14 protein-coding genes and 1 riboswitch are annotated in these 15,707 nt (G+C 40.1%); of the genes, 1 reads left to right on the top strand and 13 read right to left on the bottom strand.

What is annotated here, in order from left to right; all coding sequences use genetic code 11:
* Nucleotides 1-22: 22 nt before the first annotated feature.
* Nucleotides 23-823, top strand: coding sequence for a polysaccharide deacetylase family protein (locus tag MHB64_RS14520; protein WP_280786108.1), 801 nt, complete (start codon nt 23-25; stop codon nt 821-823).
* Nucleotides 824-892: 69 nt separating this feature from the next.
* On the opposite strand, the gene MHB64_RS14515 is transcribed toward MHB64_RS14520, so the two are convergent.
* The 13 genes from MHB64_RS14515 to MHB64_RS14450 form a co-directional block, all read right to left on the bottom strand.
* Nucleotides 893-2,035 carry a copper amine oxidase N-terminal domain-containing protein gene (locus MHB64_RS14515; protein WP_341134691.1) on the bottom strand — a complete coding sequence of 381 codons (1,143 nt, stop codon included), beginning with the start codon at nt 2,033-2,035 and terminating at the stop codon, nt 893-895.
* A 146-nt stretch (nt 2,036-2,181) separates the two neighbouring features.
* The gene (locus tag MHB64_RS14510; RefSeq protein WP_341134690.1) at nt 2,182-3,342 is read right to left on the bottom strand and encodes an alanyl-tRNA editing protein; all 1,161 of its coding nucleotides are present in this window, start codon (nt 3,340-3,342) and stop codon (nt 2,182-2,184) included.
* A gap of 876 nt (nt 3,343-4,218) precedes the next feature.
* Nucleotides 4,219-4,698 carry a DUF4265 domain-containing protein gene (locus MHB64_RS14500; RefSeq protein WP_094874831.1) on the bottom strand — a complete coding sequence of 160 codons (480 nt, stop codon included), beginning with the start codon at nt 4,696-4,698 and terminating at the stop codon, nt 4,219-4,221.
* Nucleotides 4,699-5,352: 654 nt separating this feature from the next.
* Nucleotides 5,353-6,804: a serine hydrolase domain-containing protein gene (locus tag MHB64_RS14495; protein WP_341134689.1), complete on the bottom strand. Its 1,452-nt coding sequence runs from the start codon at nt 6,802-6,804 to the stop codon at nt 5,353-5,355.
* Between the two features lie 452 nt (nt 6,805-7,256).
* Entirely contained in the window at nt 7,257-7,484 is a 228-nt protein-coding gene (locus tag MHB64_RS14490; RefSeq protein ID WP_094869890.1) for a hypothetical protein, read from the bottom strand.
* Between the two features lie 89 nt (nt 7,485-7,573).
* A complete protein-coding gene (locus MHB64_RS14485) occupies nt 7,574-9,202 on the bottom strand; it encodes a DUF4179 domain-containing protein (RefSeq protein WP_341134688.1) in 1,629 nt (542 codons plus the stop codon).
* Complete coding sequence (locus tag MHB64_RS14480) at nt 9,180-9,770, bottom strand: RNA polymerase sigma factor (protein WP_341134687.1); 591 nt, start codon at nt 9,768-9,770, stop codon at nt 9,180-9,182. Before MHB64_RS14480 ends, MHB64_RS14485 begins: the two co-directional genes overlap by 23 nt.
* Before the next feature lie 135 nt (nt 9,771-9,905).
* On the bottom strand, nt 9,906-11,477 hold the full coding sequence (locus tag MHB64_RS14475; RefSeq protein ID WP_341134686.1) for an ABC-F family ATP-binding cassette domain-containing protein: 1,572 nt from the start codon (nt 11,475-11,477) through the stop codon (nt 9,906-9,908).
* A gap of 422 nt (nt 11,478-11,899) precedes the next feature.
* Nucleotides 11,900-12,373 (bottom strand): MerR family transcriptional regulator, encoded by a 474-nt coding sequence (locus MHB64_RS14470; protein WP_341134685.1) that lies wholly within the window; start codon nt 12,371-12,373, stop codon nt 11,900-11,902.
* A gap of 144 nt (nt 12,374-12,517) precedes the next feature.
* Entirely contained in the window at nt 12,518-12,643 is a 126-nt protein-coding gene (locus tag MHB64_RS14465) for a MerR family DNA-binding transcriptional regulator (RefSeq protein WP_341134684.1), read from the bottom strand.
* Nucleotides 12,644-12,656: 13 nt separating this feature from the next.
* The gene (locus MHB64_RS14460) at nt 12,657-13,394 is read right to left on the bottom strand and encodes an ABC transporter permease (RefSeq protein WP_341134683.1); all 738 of its coding nucleotides are present in this window, start codon (nt 13,392-13,394) and stop codon (nt 12,657-12,659) included.
* The gene (locus MHB64_RS14455) at nt 13,391-14,107 is read right to left on the bottom strand and encodes an ABC transporter ATP-binding protein (RefSeq protein ID WP_341134682.1); all 717 of its coding nucleotides are present in this window, start codon (nt 14,105-14,107) and stop codon (nt 13,391-13,393) included. The genes MHB64_RS14460 and MHB64_RS14455 overlap by 4 nt, the downstream gene beginning before the upstream one ends.
* 166 nt (nt 14,108-14,273) lie before the next feature.
* A complete protein-coding gene (locus tag MHB64_RS14450) occupies nt 14,274-15,578 on the bottom strand; it encodes a voltage-gated chloride channel family protein (protein ID WP_341134681.1) in 1,305 nt (434 codons plus the stop codon).
* A gap of 67 nt (nt 15,579-15,645) precedes the next feature.
* A riboswitch (Fluoride riboswitch) is annotated at nt 15,646-15,707 on the bottom strand.

The raw sequence follows: 15,707 nt of genomic DNA, 5'->3' as shown, positions 1-15,707 counted from the left end.
AAATGAACAGGAGTGTACATTCATGAAACTTCAATTTAACTTATTCCCGGGCGGATTGCCCAAGGCACTCACCATGAGCTATGATGACGGACAGAAACACGATATTCGCTTGGCGGAGATTTTTGATCAATATGGGATTAAAGGAACTTTCCATTTAAATAGCGCTATGATAAACGCACCCGGGTTCTTATCTTCTGCTGATGTTAAACATTCGCTCAAAAACCATGAAGTATCTGCCCATTCCGTTACCCATCCACATCTAGAGCGTCTACCTTTACCTATGGTAATCGATGAGCTGTTCGAAGATCGTAAGCGACTGGAGAAACTAGTAGATTATCCGGTACGAGGCATGTCCTATCCCTACGGTACATATTCTCAGGAAATCATTGCTCCTCTACAGTCTGTTGGGATTGAATATAGCCGAACTGTCCATTCTACCAAACAGTTTGATATGCCTTTGAATTTCATGGAGTGGCATCCAACATGTCATCATATAGAAGATCTGCATCACGTATGGGAGCGATTTACAATGGAAGGGCCATCCCAGAAATTGAGACTCTGTTATGTTTGGGGTCATAGTTATGAATTTGCACAGCAAAACAATTGGGAGCTTATCGAATCCTTTTGCCAACAAGCAGGTGGACATTCGGATATTTGGTACGCTACCAATATAGAGATTTTTGATTACGTTGCTGCGCTATATTCACTGAAAATGAGTGCTGACAAAACGGTCATCCGGAACAACTCGGCTATAGATGTCTGGGTATCCGTAAATGATCAACCTGTTCAGATTAAGGGTGGAAGTACGATGATGATGAAATAATCCAAAATACAAAAAAGAGCGATTTTAAACATCGCTCTCTTTTTGCTTATTACATAAAAGTGATTGAAATTAATTTGTTTGAAGTGTAAATGTCACTGTTTTTGCTTTTTCCTCAAGGATTGGAGTATAGGTGAATGTCATTACATTCCCTTTGCGACTCTTCAACACTAACATTCTGGTCAATACATATGGATCTCTGCCATCATTTACTCTATCCCATTCTTTACGATCCTCACTGGTAATGAGTTGTTCGCTGAGATTGATGATTTTCCCACTGCTGCTATAAACCAAATATAAGTGTGTCGTATCTAATAAACGTATGAGCGCCACATCTTCCGCAGCATACTCCACTATGAAATCTCCAGTTGCTCCTGTTAACTTTTCCATCTCAAATAACTTGCCCAAACCGCCATCCTTAGAAATATATTGCACATTCTTCCCATCGGTCATATACACCTGAGTGGAAGGCACTTGTGGTGCATGGATATAAGCCGAGTTGTTGTAATGATAGTCCATTTGCTTGAGAATAGTGCCCGCTTTGACCAATACTTGATAACTGCTATTGAAATCCGTGAACATGGCATAATGATTGTCCATCAACTGGAGTAGGTCCGTACCATTGGCCATTTTTTTAATCTCAAAAGCGTAGTTGTACGCAGATTCCTTAAAAGGTAGTTGCCCAATAATTACTGGTTTTCCAGCTGACGTAGCACGGTAATACAAATTTCCGTTTTTCTGAGATATCCAATAGGATCTTCCATCTACAGAAGCAGAAACCAATTTAGCTTCATCTACAATTTGGATAACGCCATCCGTTTTATTAAGCCCCGCTTTACCTCCAAGTACACTGACCGCTGAGACCAATGGCACATACACCGTGCCTTTTATAATACGCGGGGATTTTGTTAAGGTCATTACCGCCCCGTTCACTTTTGACTTTACAGTACCGGCTGTGAAGATAACCTCACGTTCAGGACAAACAAGCTTGGCCGTTTGGGATGATTGATCCCAAGATAATGTATACCCCATAGCATCTGCGAGTGATTTCAGGGGCACAAAAGTTGTATTCTCCGTGATCACCTGTTTACTGCTGATTCCGATTTCTTTATAGTTGAATTGAATTTGCTTTTCTGCTTGGGCTGATACCGATCCATACCCCGTACTTAAAATCAAAACAGTCAAGATTCCTAACGTTACCTTCCATTTATTCATTTCTTTTCGTCTCCCTCGGCTCTATAATTATATGTAATTAGACGGTATATTTTGGAAAAAGTTTCTTGTTTTCGCTTTAGGCATAAAAAAGACCTGATCCACAGTATTTTACCGCAGTCAGGTCTTCTGTCTTTTATAAAGCAATCTTAACTCCTAGCAAACTCATAAAACGCCAAAGCATCTCCCCATGTCGGGAATCCAGCTTGTGCTAATTTATCACTGCCTCCACCTTTTCCACTGTAGGTACTGAGATGCTTTTTGAAAAAGGCTCCACAGGAGACCTCCGCGCTGCCATTCTGTGCAAATACAACTTTATTCTCTGCAGAAGTAGCCAACAATACCGGAACATCACTTTTGGCAGTCAGCTTATTCGCTAAGTTTTGTAAATCTTTCAGCGATTTATCCTCGAACACTTTAGCGATCTGCTTTCCTTCTTGTTGTGTTAAAAGTTCCAGTACGACATAATCATCATTTTTCTCTTTAAGAAGGTTATTTTCAGCCTGCAGCTGCTTTTGTTCATTCTCCCATTTTTCAATGCGATCGATGATTTCATCTTTTCCCGTCTTCAATTTGGAAGATAATGTTCCTAGAATGTGCTGTGTGTTATTAAATTCCGCTAGAGCACGGTATCCACATTTAAAATAAATCCGTGTATTCCCTTTTATTTTCTCTGTTTTCAGTAGCTTAATCATACCAATCTCACCTGTTGCAGATACATGTGTACCACCGCAAGCGTTATATTCAACATCTTTGATCTCTACAATCCGGATATTCTCCGTCACCGTTGGCTGTTTGACCAGTTTAAGCTGTGAAGCCTCATCCCCTGTTACAAAATAGCTAAGGATGTTATGGTTCTGGTAAATCTGCCGATTAACCTCCCACTCTATGGAATGAAGTTGTTTAGGCGACAGTTCTGGCGCTTCAATATCAATAGTGCAATAATCCTCACCCAAATGAAAGCTTAGAGTCATAAACTGGTACAAGTCGAGACAGGTGGCTGAGAGCAAGTGTTGTCCACTATGCTGCTGCATATGGTCAAATCTTCTCTTCCAATCGATTTGACAAGTGACGGATAAATCATCAGGCAGACGTTCCAGCTTATGCAGGACAAGATCTTCCTCACTGATTACATCAAGTACCGGGATATCCCCAATAGTCCCTAAATCACAAGGTTGCCCGCCACCATGCGGATAAAAAGCCGTCTCCTCCAAAATAACATAGAGTCCATCTTCTCGTTCTATGGTTTCAGCGATACAGGTCTCCCAATCAGTAAGGTATGTAGAATTGTAGTATAGCTTGTTGGTCATATATGTATCCCTCTCTTTTATACGTTTTCAGCACATTAAGCTTATAGTATCATATCGGATTTCAAAGACAAACTGCACAATGAAAAACGCCTTGCGGCGCTTTTGGAAGGAATTCACTCTTTTGTTCTACTTTCAGTTGTCTTCTACCTTGTACATCAGTAATCCTGATCTCTCATCCAAGAATTCCGCTATCATACTCTAGAACCATTACCCTTGTTCAAGGAAAATAATGCCCTAGACTGCTGCATATTTATTGAAGTATCGTTTTTCGTCAGCTCAAAGACTTGTCTGAGATCGGAATAAAATGCTGCCAACGACGACACAAACTTCAAAATAGGTGGACTCCGCCTCTATTGGAAATTTTCTACACACTCTTGCAGAAAAGCATTTAGCGTACGGGCTCTCTGCCGAGCAAGCGCTTCACAGTGTCATTTGGACTTTCTGGCACCACTGTAGACATGGTTTGAATTTCCACAACGTGGTTCGCGAGCCAATGACCCACCTGTGGGGGTATGGTTGGTTTAGTGCGAATGATATTGAACTGCTCTTATTAATCAGGACAAGTGGGATCAATTATGGAATAGTGATGATTATCTATGAAAGCAGTTCATCAATCAAGAGGGCTTATCATCCATTCATTCTCAATAGGTTTTCCAGTTTTCCGAATGGAATTAGATCTTCATCGTTCGCGGCCTGCCATTTCAGTAATTGAAAGGGCAAATCTCTCCAATTCAGAAGTTATTAATCTCTTTTCGATGAATCGTGCTTCATGACTGCTTCTTGAGCTTTAAGGACAATATCATCTACTTCGGAAAGCTGATGCTCAATAGAGGCTAGAGCCTTTAGTAAAAACGGAGAACTGATATTTTAAAGCGATTAATCCAGATCTCTAGCCCAGCTAACTAACTCTTCATCGTCAAAATTATATGGATATTCGTAAATATTAGAGTAATAGTACTCCGATTCTAATAAATCTCTAATTACATTGAAAACCTTATTGGTGGCATGAAATCCATTCCTGATGGGCGCGGTGAAAGCAAGCGAGCCATTATGAAATCCATCTAAAGAACCGGAAAGCTCTCGTTTGACTATAGATTCCGCTGTCTCTATCTTTTCTTTAACAAGCTCCTCTTTGTAAATTTGAATGCAGAAGTTTCCACCATGTTTTATTAATTCAAACTCTCCATTGGGATGGAGTTTTATTGTATCTCCTTTCGCAAGCCCTAGGGCCAGCCCAGGAGATGCACATAATTTGAATATTTTATCGCTTATGCATTCTGCAGGAAGCTCTTCAAAGACTGCTTCCTCTGAATTTATGCCGGCAAAAACATTAATTAAGGTTAATTTATGTTCCATACGAATACTCCTCAAAACTGTCTCTTTTAATGTATGAGATTTGAGATTACATCCTCCATGTATCCGCTATCGCTTGTAATTCAACGGGTCGATAATAAAGGAGGTACCTCTTTTTTTGAAAGGGATGACTTCAGGTATTCAAGAAATCATAGCAGGTACTAAAACGCCTCGTCAAGTGTTAGAAGCGGTAGACAAGAAAGCAGTTGAGCTGCTTGAGAAATCTAAATAGGTCGTATAAATTACAAGGGGCAAGGCGATTTGTCTCTTGTACATTCTATAAGCTAAAGGTTGTTGCGCGTGAACAAACCAAACATTTTCAAACGAGAAATCAATTATGTTCTGCTTCTTCTTCCTGCCTTATTTATTGTACCTTTTTCATATAACCGACGCTAAAGAGATTGAGAATCACCAAGGATTGTGCAAGTAATTCAACAAAAGAAAAGTTCAAGTGGTATCTCTGCTTGAACTTTAAATGGTTATATTGAGGTGAATCTGGCGTTAAATCAATTCTTTCTCACTATCAACACACAGCTTTACCGCATATATGCTTATATATAGTTTAATTCTTCCTGTGTTATTCGTAACTCTACTTTCCGCTGTACCAAACAATATACGCTATACGCATTTTACCAATAAAGCGAACGAACAAAATGCTTATTTTCGGATCGAGGCATTATATCGGTGAGTGTATACTAACCATGTTATGCTTGCTGTTAATAATGCCGACGAAATCAGAGCTGTAAGAATACTATATGTTTGCCAAATAAGTATCGTTGGCCAATCTAATACACAGCACATTATACATAGGGCAATCGTAGCAATCAGCAAAATAGCTGTTACGATTATTCGCTTTTTTGTCATTGGCTGCCGCTCATTCGTTTTCCTTCTATGTAATCCTAAGAGAAAGAACAGAACGGCCAATAAGCAAAGAATAATTGTGGTAGACGATAAAATGATGTCCAAAAGCTGTATGCCGCTTATTTCATATGACTGCGTTAGATTGCCGTCTAATATATCTTTAACTTTTAGTACCATGCTTCTATTGATATTTGCGCCGTTGGTCAGCAAGCAGACGGCTGTTCGTTCATTTGGCAGTATGATCACTTCGGTTCCAAAATTGGGATTGCCCCCTGGGTGCTCTATAATCGTTTGGTTGGCGTTTACCGACCAGCCCGCCGCATAATACATTTCGTTTACAGCCGGAACAGACATATCCCCCTGATGTGACTTTTCGATAACCGTATGGAATATTTCGGGTATGTCCTGCACAATACCCAACTGTATGCCCATCCAACGCGCCATATCTTTTGTACAAGAAATGATGTAGCCTGCGGGTTTATTCCCGGAATAATCCGGCGCGTTATATGGAGTTGTCATAAAAAAGGAAGAACGGTAGCCCTGTGCCAACTGTCCGGTGGCTTGAGCATCTTCTTTATAAACATACGTCTGGTGAAGACCTAACGGCTGAAATACCTGTTCCCTCATAAAGTCTTCATATCTTTGTCCCGACACAATCTCAATAACCAAACCCAATACGTCATAATTAACGGTCCCATAGCTATACTGTTCACCGGGAGGGAACGCCAACTCAGCATCTACCAGCATTTCCACAGTCTTTTGCAGCAAATCTGGTGTATTGCCTTGTGGAATATTTTGAGAATGACTACCATTTGTTAGGCCGCTAGTATGGTGAAGAAAGTTATTGAGTGTAAGGCTTTGCATATCAACAGGTTCCCCTTGATACTTTAACGTAAACCAAGGTAAATATTTTTGGACAGTGTCAGTCATTGACAGTAGCCCTTGTTCCTCCAACAGCAGAATACCCATGCCGGTAAAGGCTTTACTGACCGAGGCCAACTCATATAGTGTATTTTCACTTGCAGACACCCCACTTTCACGGTCTGCATACCCGGAAGAAAAGTAGAACACTTCATCATCAGCAAGTATAGAAATTGACATTCCCGGCACACCTGATATACGACTGGCATCATCCAGCAACGCTTGTATTGTCCCAGATTGCGTATCTGACAACGACGCATAACTTTGTGCTGCGAATCCTGAGAATAATATAAGTATCGTTAATACAAAAACAATAGACTTTTTCATAAACTCTCCATTTCGAAAAAATTATGCGAGGATAATATAAACAACCCGCAGTACGCCTTATCTGCCTAATTCGTCGTTCCATTATACTTAATGCTAGACGTTCAATGATTAGTTTACTATTGTAAACTTCACAGACCCATGTATATATTTCTTGTTTCGCAAAAAAGGCCCCTCTGTCCCATCTTCCATATCCTTTATAGTATTTTATTAGGTATAGGGGGCTAAGCCCTATTTATGATACGTTTTCCCGCGTTTGAACTTCAACTATCCTGCCCGTTTGCTGAATAAAGGCAGCCGATCACATTGACTGACCGGCTGCCTTATCGTGTTTATTGAGCTATCGTTACCCGTCAGATCAATAAGAAAGAAAAACAGTATCCTCCTAATGTGACAAGAAAAAGCTTTACTTTGATCGTTGATACAAGGATCAGAAGGTTCAGAAGTTCAACGAATTAACAAGCACAAGTAACGTCTTTTAAATTTCTTATAGCTATAGCATTCAGTCGAAGCGCTTCTACGATTGAATCTCTTACTGCTAATAATTCAAATCTTTCACGACTACCCATAGGTAATCTGCAAAGCAATGCTTCAATTCTTTTAAGACTTTCCTTCAGAACCACTCTTTGCTTACGCAAAGCATTCAAAGCTCTTTGAATTCTTCTCTTCTCTGCTGCAGTCATATACTACCACCTCTTTTCGATTGTGATAGTATAAGAGATGCGACAGAGCTTCTATCTGCTTGTACAATCCGGAAGGTAAATAATTGATTTCACTGCTTTTTGCTAGCTTCCATGATAGGAACGGACCAGTCTACATTGGTATACAACCGGTTGACTATTGTGCGTATTAATTGAAGCTGATCAGGAATTTGTGTAAGGCCTTCAGCACGGAATTGGAAATATTTCTTTTGATTATTTGACTGAGACTCGATAAATTCAATATAACCATCTTTCCATCCTACCCCTTTAGTAGTAAGAGCTCCTTGTTCAGTGAGTTTGTACTCCTTGCCATCAAATGTCTTAAATATCCATTCACTATTTATAAACTCATTTCTCAATCTTCCTCTAAAATGTAATACACCTTCCTTCGCTGATACATTGTTATCGGGAGATGACTCCACTGTAAAATCATTTAACATCAGTTCATCCCCGTCAAATACAAAGGGAATCGGCTGTTCTTTCAACTTGGCAGGCTCAAATTGCACACTAGAACCATCCTTCTCTGGGATAAAGTATCCATCCAATACGAAAGTATAAGGCGTATCCTGCGGTAAATATTTAAATGTATAGCTCCAGTGCATAAGTCCCTTTGTTTCCCCTGGTACATTAGAGTTGGACATAACGCTATCCCTATTAGGAAACTTTCTAGCATTAACACTGTGAATCTCTTCTCCTGTTGTATCCTCAAAGTGGAATTTCAAGCCCTGTTGCTTCCATAGTTCGCCGGGAGAACGAGTCAACGCTTCTTCACTCAATTGAGTATCGAACTCAAAACGGACACCTTGTACCATATGAGTTAATCTTTTCAAGGTCAATGTCAAACCATCCGGAGAAGTGTAGCTACCTGATAGTGGCATAGAGGACGTTTGTTTATTGGCTTCTGTCATATCCATTGAAAAATTGAAGTTCCAATCTCCTTTAAGAAGAGGGATGTTATTTCGTACATTTCCCAATTCAGTAATATGACCATCGACCGTAATTCGATCGGTTTGCAAAGGTTCAGAAAAATTAACAATCAAATAGTAAAAGTCATTGGTAAATCCAATATCAGATAACTTCCCTAAAATCTTCCCTTGATCATCTTTAATCGCAATACTGTTTCCTTCATTTAGGACTAACCTCTTTTTCTCATGCTTCCCATCAGGTCCGAACAACTGTAGAGCAACAATTACCCGCGTAGGATCTGCCACTGCTTCATCTATTTTGACCGTATAGCCTTTATCCTTCACCTTAATATTAGGATGTTCTACCAACCCAAATTCTTGTGCTCGTAAAAGGCCAATGTCCACATTATCTTTTACAAAAAGAGAACGTAACGTATCTGCCAGTGTGGGTACAGAATATAAAATCGCGGCACTTAGTACAACCAGTAATAAAGCCGCACCCATGGTTAATCTCAGTAACCTCTTAAGCTTCGGGTTCTTTCGCTTCCTGTCAGGAACCTTTACTTTCTCTAGTTCAACAAATTCTATTGAAGCCATAACTTGAGCCGTAAAGGAATCTGGTAACTTCTCCTCAAACAAAGCTTGCGACCACTCCCCTTGTTCTTCCAATAGCGTATGATAGATTAAATTGCAATGCGCACAAGCAGCAACGTGGTCAGTGACCTCCAAAGACCGTAAGGTGGGTGTATTTAGGATGTAATATTGCTCGATCTCAAATGGACTTAAGCACTTCATCGCTCTTCACCTCCTGGTGTGTCATGATTTGCTTCAATCGCTGTTTTGCACGATAAAGATCATTTTGGATCTTACTTAAAGGAACCTCTAAGAGCGTACACATTTCTTCATAGCTTAAATCATTGGTGTAACGAAGCAGCAAAGTCGTACGATAATTAGGCGGTAGCTTCTGCATTAACTGATGCAGCTCTGTGCGATGCTCCGATCGAATGAATTCTTCTTCTGGATTATCTGAAAGAGATAGTTCAGCAAGATCGTCTGGTAAGCTCGCTATAGGACGAGTTTTTTTCCACAAATCCTTCAGTAAATTAGTCGCGATCGTATACAGCCAAGCCGCAAAGTTTTTATCCAGATCATGTGAGGCTAGCTTACGATAAGCTTTTATAAAAGTTTCCTGAGTGATGTCTTGCGCGTCTTGATGATCGGCCCCCATTCCTCTCAAAAGGCCATAAATTTTATTCTTATATCGATTCACAAGGTACGAATAGTCTTCCTTTTGCCCATCCAGAACGTTTAGGATACATTGCCTTTCTTCCTCTTTTCCAACTTTTGGTACATGTCCTTTCACCTTAAAGCCTCCTTGAAGCACGATACTGTATAGACGATTCCTATCAGAAAAACTCTCACTTTTATCCAAAAAAAGTAGATCTTCAATTATATTGAAGACCTACCCTGTTATTTAACCATATCGTTTAAGTACTAACTATACGAATTGATCACCGCAGTACCTGTAAATTTTTCTGGTTTCATCTCCTATGTTAAGCACACCATCAACCCACCCCTGGTAAAACTGTTCTTCATGAGAAACAAGAATCACAGATCCTCCAAATTGGATTAGAGCTTTCTGTAAAGCTTCTTTTGTTTCAGCATCTAAGTGATTGGTCGGCTCATCCATAATTAGAAAGTTATATTCTGAAAGCAGTAATAGGCACAACTTAACTTTAGATTGCTCCCCGCCGCTGAGTGTACGTATTGACTGTATTACAAGGTTATCTTTAACAACACACTGTGCTAGATAGCGACGTATCTCCTTTACAGTCAGTTTGGGATCATAAGCTGAAATCACCTGAATAGGGGTCATTTTATCGTCTTCCCAAGTTAAATCTTGTTCAAAATAACCCACTTTAATTTGTTCTGCGAACTGAAACCTACCGCTAATCCCTTGGATCTCTCCAACCAACGTCTTTAGCAATGTTGATTTCCCGATTCCGTTGAACCCGGTAATCACGAGCTTTTGTCCACCGCGAATGGAGAACTTCAATTTAGGCAACAAAGGCTTATCGTAACCTACGACTAAGTGATCCACTTTAAGCGCCACTTGTGACATGCATGGAAGCTCCTTAAAGCGAATAGACGCTTTGGAGACAAATGTCGGAGCAGCGATTCGTTCCACCCTATCGAGCTGTTTCTGGCGGCCACGGGCAATTTTGGAATTAACACCTGCACCGTTTTTTCGAATGAATTGCTCAGTGGTTTCTATTTTTTTCTGCTGTGTATGATATTGCCGGATATGACTCTCTCGTAAATGTTCCTTCTGCTTCACAAAATCTGAGTATTTCCCGTGGTATTTTTTAATCGTTTCACCCTCAATGTCGCAAATACTAGTGGATATTTTATCGAGAAAGGCATAGTTATGAGATACCACAATGAACGCTTGATTGAATGCAATCAGATACTCAGCGAGCCAGTTAACATGTTCCTTATCCAGATAATTGGTTGGTTCATCGAGCAATAGCACATCAGGTTGTTGAAGTAAAAGCTTGGCCAGTATAACTTTCGTCCGTTGCCCCCCACTTAATTGCTCGATGGGACGGTCAATTCCAATTGCGTTAATCCCAAGACCCGTAACCAGCTTACTGATGTTGCTCTCCATCGAATAATAGTCTAGCGCTTCTAAGCGTTCCTGGTAGTCTGCTGCCTTTTGTAATAACGTTTCGTCGCCAGTTACAGCGCACGTTTCATAAAGCTCATTCATTTTTCGTTCTAGCTCATATAATTCTGAGAAAGCCTGTCTTAAATAATTATGAACCGTACGGTTTCCGTCCATGACAGCGTATTGATCGAGATGACCGATTGTAATATTGGGCTGCCACTTTATCATTCCATCATCCGGGATCACTTCGCCCGTCAAAATGCTAATTAACGTACTCTTCCCCGTTCCGTTCTGCCCAACAACGCCTACATGCTCACCCTTGTACAGTTCCATAGAAACATTCTTGTATAGAACCTTATCTCCAAAGGCATGTGATAAATTAGAAACCTCAAGTAAACTCATTTTCTATTCCTCTTTTCTGGAATTCATTAAGAACGCAAAAAAGCAGAAGACACTGCACCTTTAGGTGCAAGCCTTCTGCTTGTCAGTACACGATTGAACGGCACAAACATACAAATGTCAGTGTAGAAACTGAGCACTATAACACAAAAGGCTGTAGACGAAAATTGTCTACAGCCTCTTAATCATTAACACCGAAAGATAGCATAACCAAATAAGCATGAAATTTCACACTAAATTGGACCACTATCCTTCGATGATATAAAAGCATTACGCTTTTGATTAAGCTCCGGACAACGTTTCATCGTTTGTATCCGTTTGTTCGGAGCAGCCTCTTGTACATAACTTTTCAGTTTCTACATGAATCATGTTAAACCATCCCTTCGTTTGGTAACAGTTTAAAACGCATGCCGTTACTTGTCAACTTAGCGCGGGAAATCATACATGATTTTGGTCTCTAACAGTTGAATAACTTCTTTTGCTTTATCTATCGCTTCTTCTAGAGAATAAATTAAACGATCCGTTACTGTGACAATATCTTCGAACTCTCCAGGCGTATCTAATATTTCTTTGATGCTTTGTTCCTTTGAGTGTTCAGCTGTATTTATTAGTCGAAGAATAGCATTCATTGAATAGTGCGCTGCTCGCAATGTACGAATAATCTTCATTCTGTTTAATTCTCGTTCAGTATAAATGCGATACCCATTCGGTAGTCTAGGAACCGTTAATAAACCATTTCTTTCCCAGTTGCGTAGGATCTCAGGCGATAAATTCAATAACTGAGTGACTTCACTCCGAGTATAGGTTTGATTAGACGATGATTCCTTGCCACTGAGCCACTGTTCAACCAATTGAATCGCTTCTAAAGCTAATTGATATTCTTGTTTAAGATGAGCCAAATAGACATGAGCAAGTTTAAAAGCCAGCTTGAAATCGCTTTTACCACTGGCTTCTGCAATTGCACGTGCTTTTGCTCGACTATGACCTTGAATAATCTCACAATGAAAAGCTGTTCTTGCTACTTGAAGCTGAAATAAATGGAGCTATGAAAATACTCGATATCCATTCTCTGCACGAGGAACTGGAGAAATATACTTCCACTCTTCATAAATGCGAACGGTATTCGGATGTACGTTAACAAGATTCGCGATTTCTTTGGTGCTATACATCCGTATCCCACCTTCACTTCCATTTAAAGAATTTGATAGCGCCGCCTATACCAATCAATATACATAAACCAAGAATTATAATGCTAATGAATAAGTGCTGAATAGGTTCTCCAATTGAAACTTGTTTTAGTAAATGAATGCCATGTGAAAGTGGTAAAATATCCATTACCCATTGAAAAAATCGTGGCATAATCTCATACGGAATCGTCGCACCCGAAAATAGAAGCATTGTGAAGTAGGCAACTGAGCTCCATAAATTTGCAGACTTTTGATCAGGAACGACACTGCCGATAAGAATCCCAATACTGTACATCGCACACACTACAAATGCATATGTGAGGAGAAAGACTGTCCATGAACCGCCCATTTTATAATCAAATAATAAAGTATATACAACAGTTACGCCAATAAACGAAACAAGTGCTGAAGATAACTGGATAACGACTTGTGCAAATAATATGTGTAAAGGGGACACGGGTGTTACTTGGAATCTTTTTAAAATCCCCCGGTGGCGATAGTCAGCAATAGTAAGGGGTACACCCATCACTCCTGTTGCAAGTACCCCTATACAAATGACAGCAGGGTAGGAGATTTCAAACATGGATGTTCCGCTGACTGGCACTTCTTTACTCATGACATATCCAAAAAGAGTCGCCAATATGATCGGGAGTATGATCCCGAATATAAGTATATCCATGCCTTTCCAAACAAGCTTACCCTCTATTTTTAGTAGTGTCCAAAATAATTTCATTCCCATTCCTCCTCACCTGAAAAATATAAATAAGCATCCTCTAACGTTGCTTGTCCACTAAGCTTTATAATTTCTTGAACAGAACCAGACGTGACTGTTTTCCCATCTCTTAAAATGATTAAATGATCGCAGAGAGCTTCTACTTCGTCCATGTAATGAGAGGTGAGTACAATCGATAGTCCTTTTTCTTTCATAGTTAAAAGCTGTTTCCACAGCATTTTACGCGCCTTAGTATCAAGACCCGTTGTTAATTCATCTAAAAAGACGAGCTGAGGATTGGGCAAGAGGGCCAACAAAACGGCTAACCGCTGCTTTTCACCACCAGAAAGTGATTTCACAACCTGCTTTTTCTTTTCATGTAATCCAAAGGTATGGAGTAAGGGATCGATAGCTTGTGGTTTTTTGTACAAAGCACGCCATTGAATACAAGCTTCTTCTAGGGTTAGGCGATCTTGAAAATTCGTATCTTGAAATTGCACACCAACTTTTTGAAATACTTCCTTTCGTTCTGTGATCGGTGATTTCCGAAGTAATACAAGCTCTTGGAATTCGCTTTTTTCAATGCCTAGAATTGCAGCAATACTCGAAGACTTCCCAGCACCATTTGCACCTAATAAACCAATTACTTCTCCTTCACCTAAATGAAAGCTTAAATCCTGGACAGCCAATTTATCTCCGTATCGTACAGAGAGATCTTTTACGGATAAAACCATATTCCCACCTCATTTCAGATATTAGGTTTACACTATATCAAATGAAGTAAAGGCTGGTGTTATATTGGAGGGTTTGTTTTTTGAAACAAAAAAAGGAGGAGGTCAGCTCGTATTACGAACTAACCATCCTCTGTCAGGTGCTTATATTTTCAAAAATCCAACAAATTTATTTTCTTTTTTTAACATTACTTATTCTAGTCCCTTGAGGAACTGAAATGAACTGGCTCTTCGATACACCAATAAGCTGTGAAGTATAAATACTACTATGTCCGGAGAATAAATAACTCACCACACAAGCGATGAACATGTATACAGCACCCTCTGAACCAAATAGCTCAATACCCATTAAAAAGCAAGCGATAGGCGTACTGGTAGCTCCACAGAAGACAGCAATGAATCCGAGAGCAGCCAGAAACGGTCCATATACATGTAAAATTCCAGCCAAAGCATTGCCTAAAGTGGCTCCAATCGCAAATAGCGGAGTAACCTCACCACCCTGAAATCCTGTTCCTAAGGTAAAAGCGGTAAAGAGCAGCTTCCATAAAAAAGCAAACGGCGAGACATCTCCCTCAAAAGAATCCTTGATTAATGGAATTCCAAGGCCTAAGTAATCACGGGACCCTATAAGGAAAACTAAGGCAATGATAATCAAACCACCCAGTGCACCCTTTATCATTGGATTGCTTATCATGGCGGTAAAGGTTCTTTTTAGAAAATGAGTCAGTTCACTGAAAAGCATACTCACGAGACCAAAAATCACAGAGGCCAATACCACTTTTAGAATAATCAATAAATTTAAGGCTGGAAATTCATTCACTACATAGTGAGTATGATGAACGCCCCACAATCGAGTGGTGACCAGATCACCAACAAAGCTAGCCACAAAACATGGAAGTAATGCCTGTTGGCTAATAAGTCCAATGGTTACTACCTCTAGACCAAATAAGGTTCCAGCCAGCGGTGTTCCGAAAATAGAACCAAAGCCTCCGCTAATCCCGCACATTAACAGTATTTTACGATCCAACGGGCTGATTTTGATTAATTTTCCAAACCACTCCGCGAGGCTTCCTCCCATTTGTACAGCTGTTCCCTCACGTCCGGCAGATCCACCAAACAAGTGAGTGACCAGTGTTCCTAACAATACTAAGGGTGCCATGCGTAAAGGAATGGTCTCTGTCCCATCCTGAATTTGTTCTATAATAAGGTTATTTCCTTTAGCGCTGTTTTTTCCGTAACGCATATATAAGAAACTAACAAATACTCCCCCAAGAGGCAGCAAATAAAGTAGCCACGGATGCTCTAAACGTACATCTGTTACATAGTCTAAGCTTTTCAGAAAGAAAGCCGAGGCAGTTCCTGATAAGAGTCCAACCACACTTCCGAGTACAATCCATTTGATAAATGTACTCCAAAGTGCAAAATGACTCCTTTTCTTCACGAATTCATGCCATGGTGCAGACCATTGATTCATAACAGCAACTCCTAAAGTCAGTATAAATGAGTCTCTACAACAAAACAGACTCCTACCAGTGAAGCACACTCTGGTAGGAGTCATTAGTCTGAAGAGACGGTTGTGGCGAACTCCATCGCCTTGTTATAT

Origin of the sequence: Paenibacillus sp. FSL K6-2859, assembly GCF_038008265.1 — a bacterium.
Lineage (GTDB): Bacteria > Bacillota > Bacilli > Paenibacillales > Paenibacillaceae > Paenibacillus_AQ > Paenibacillus_AQ nitricinens.
The sequence above is the reverse complement of the archived record's forward strand: the minus strand, read 5'-3'. Positions and strand labels throughout refer to the sequence as shown.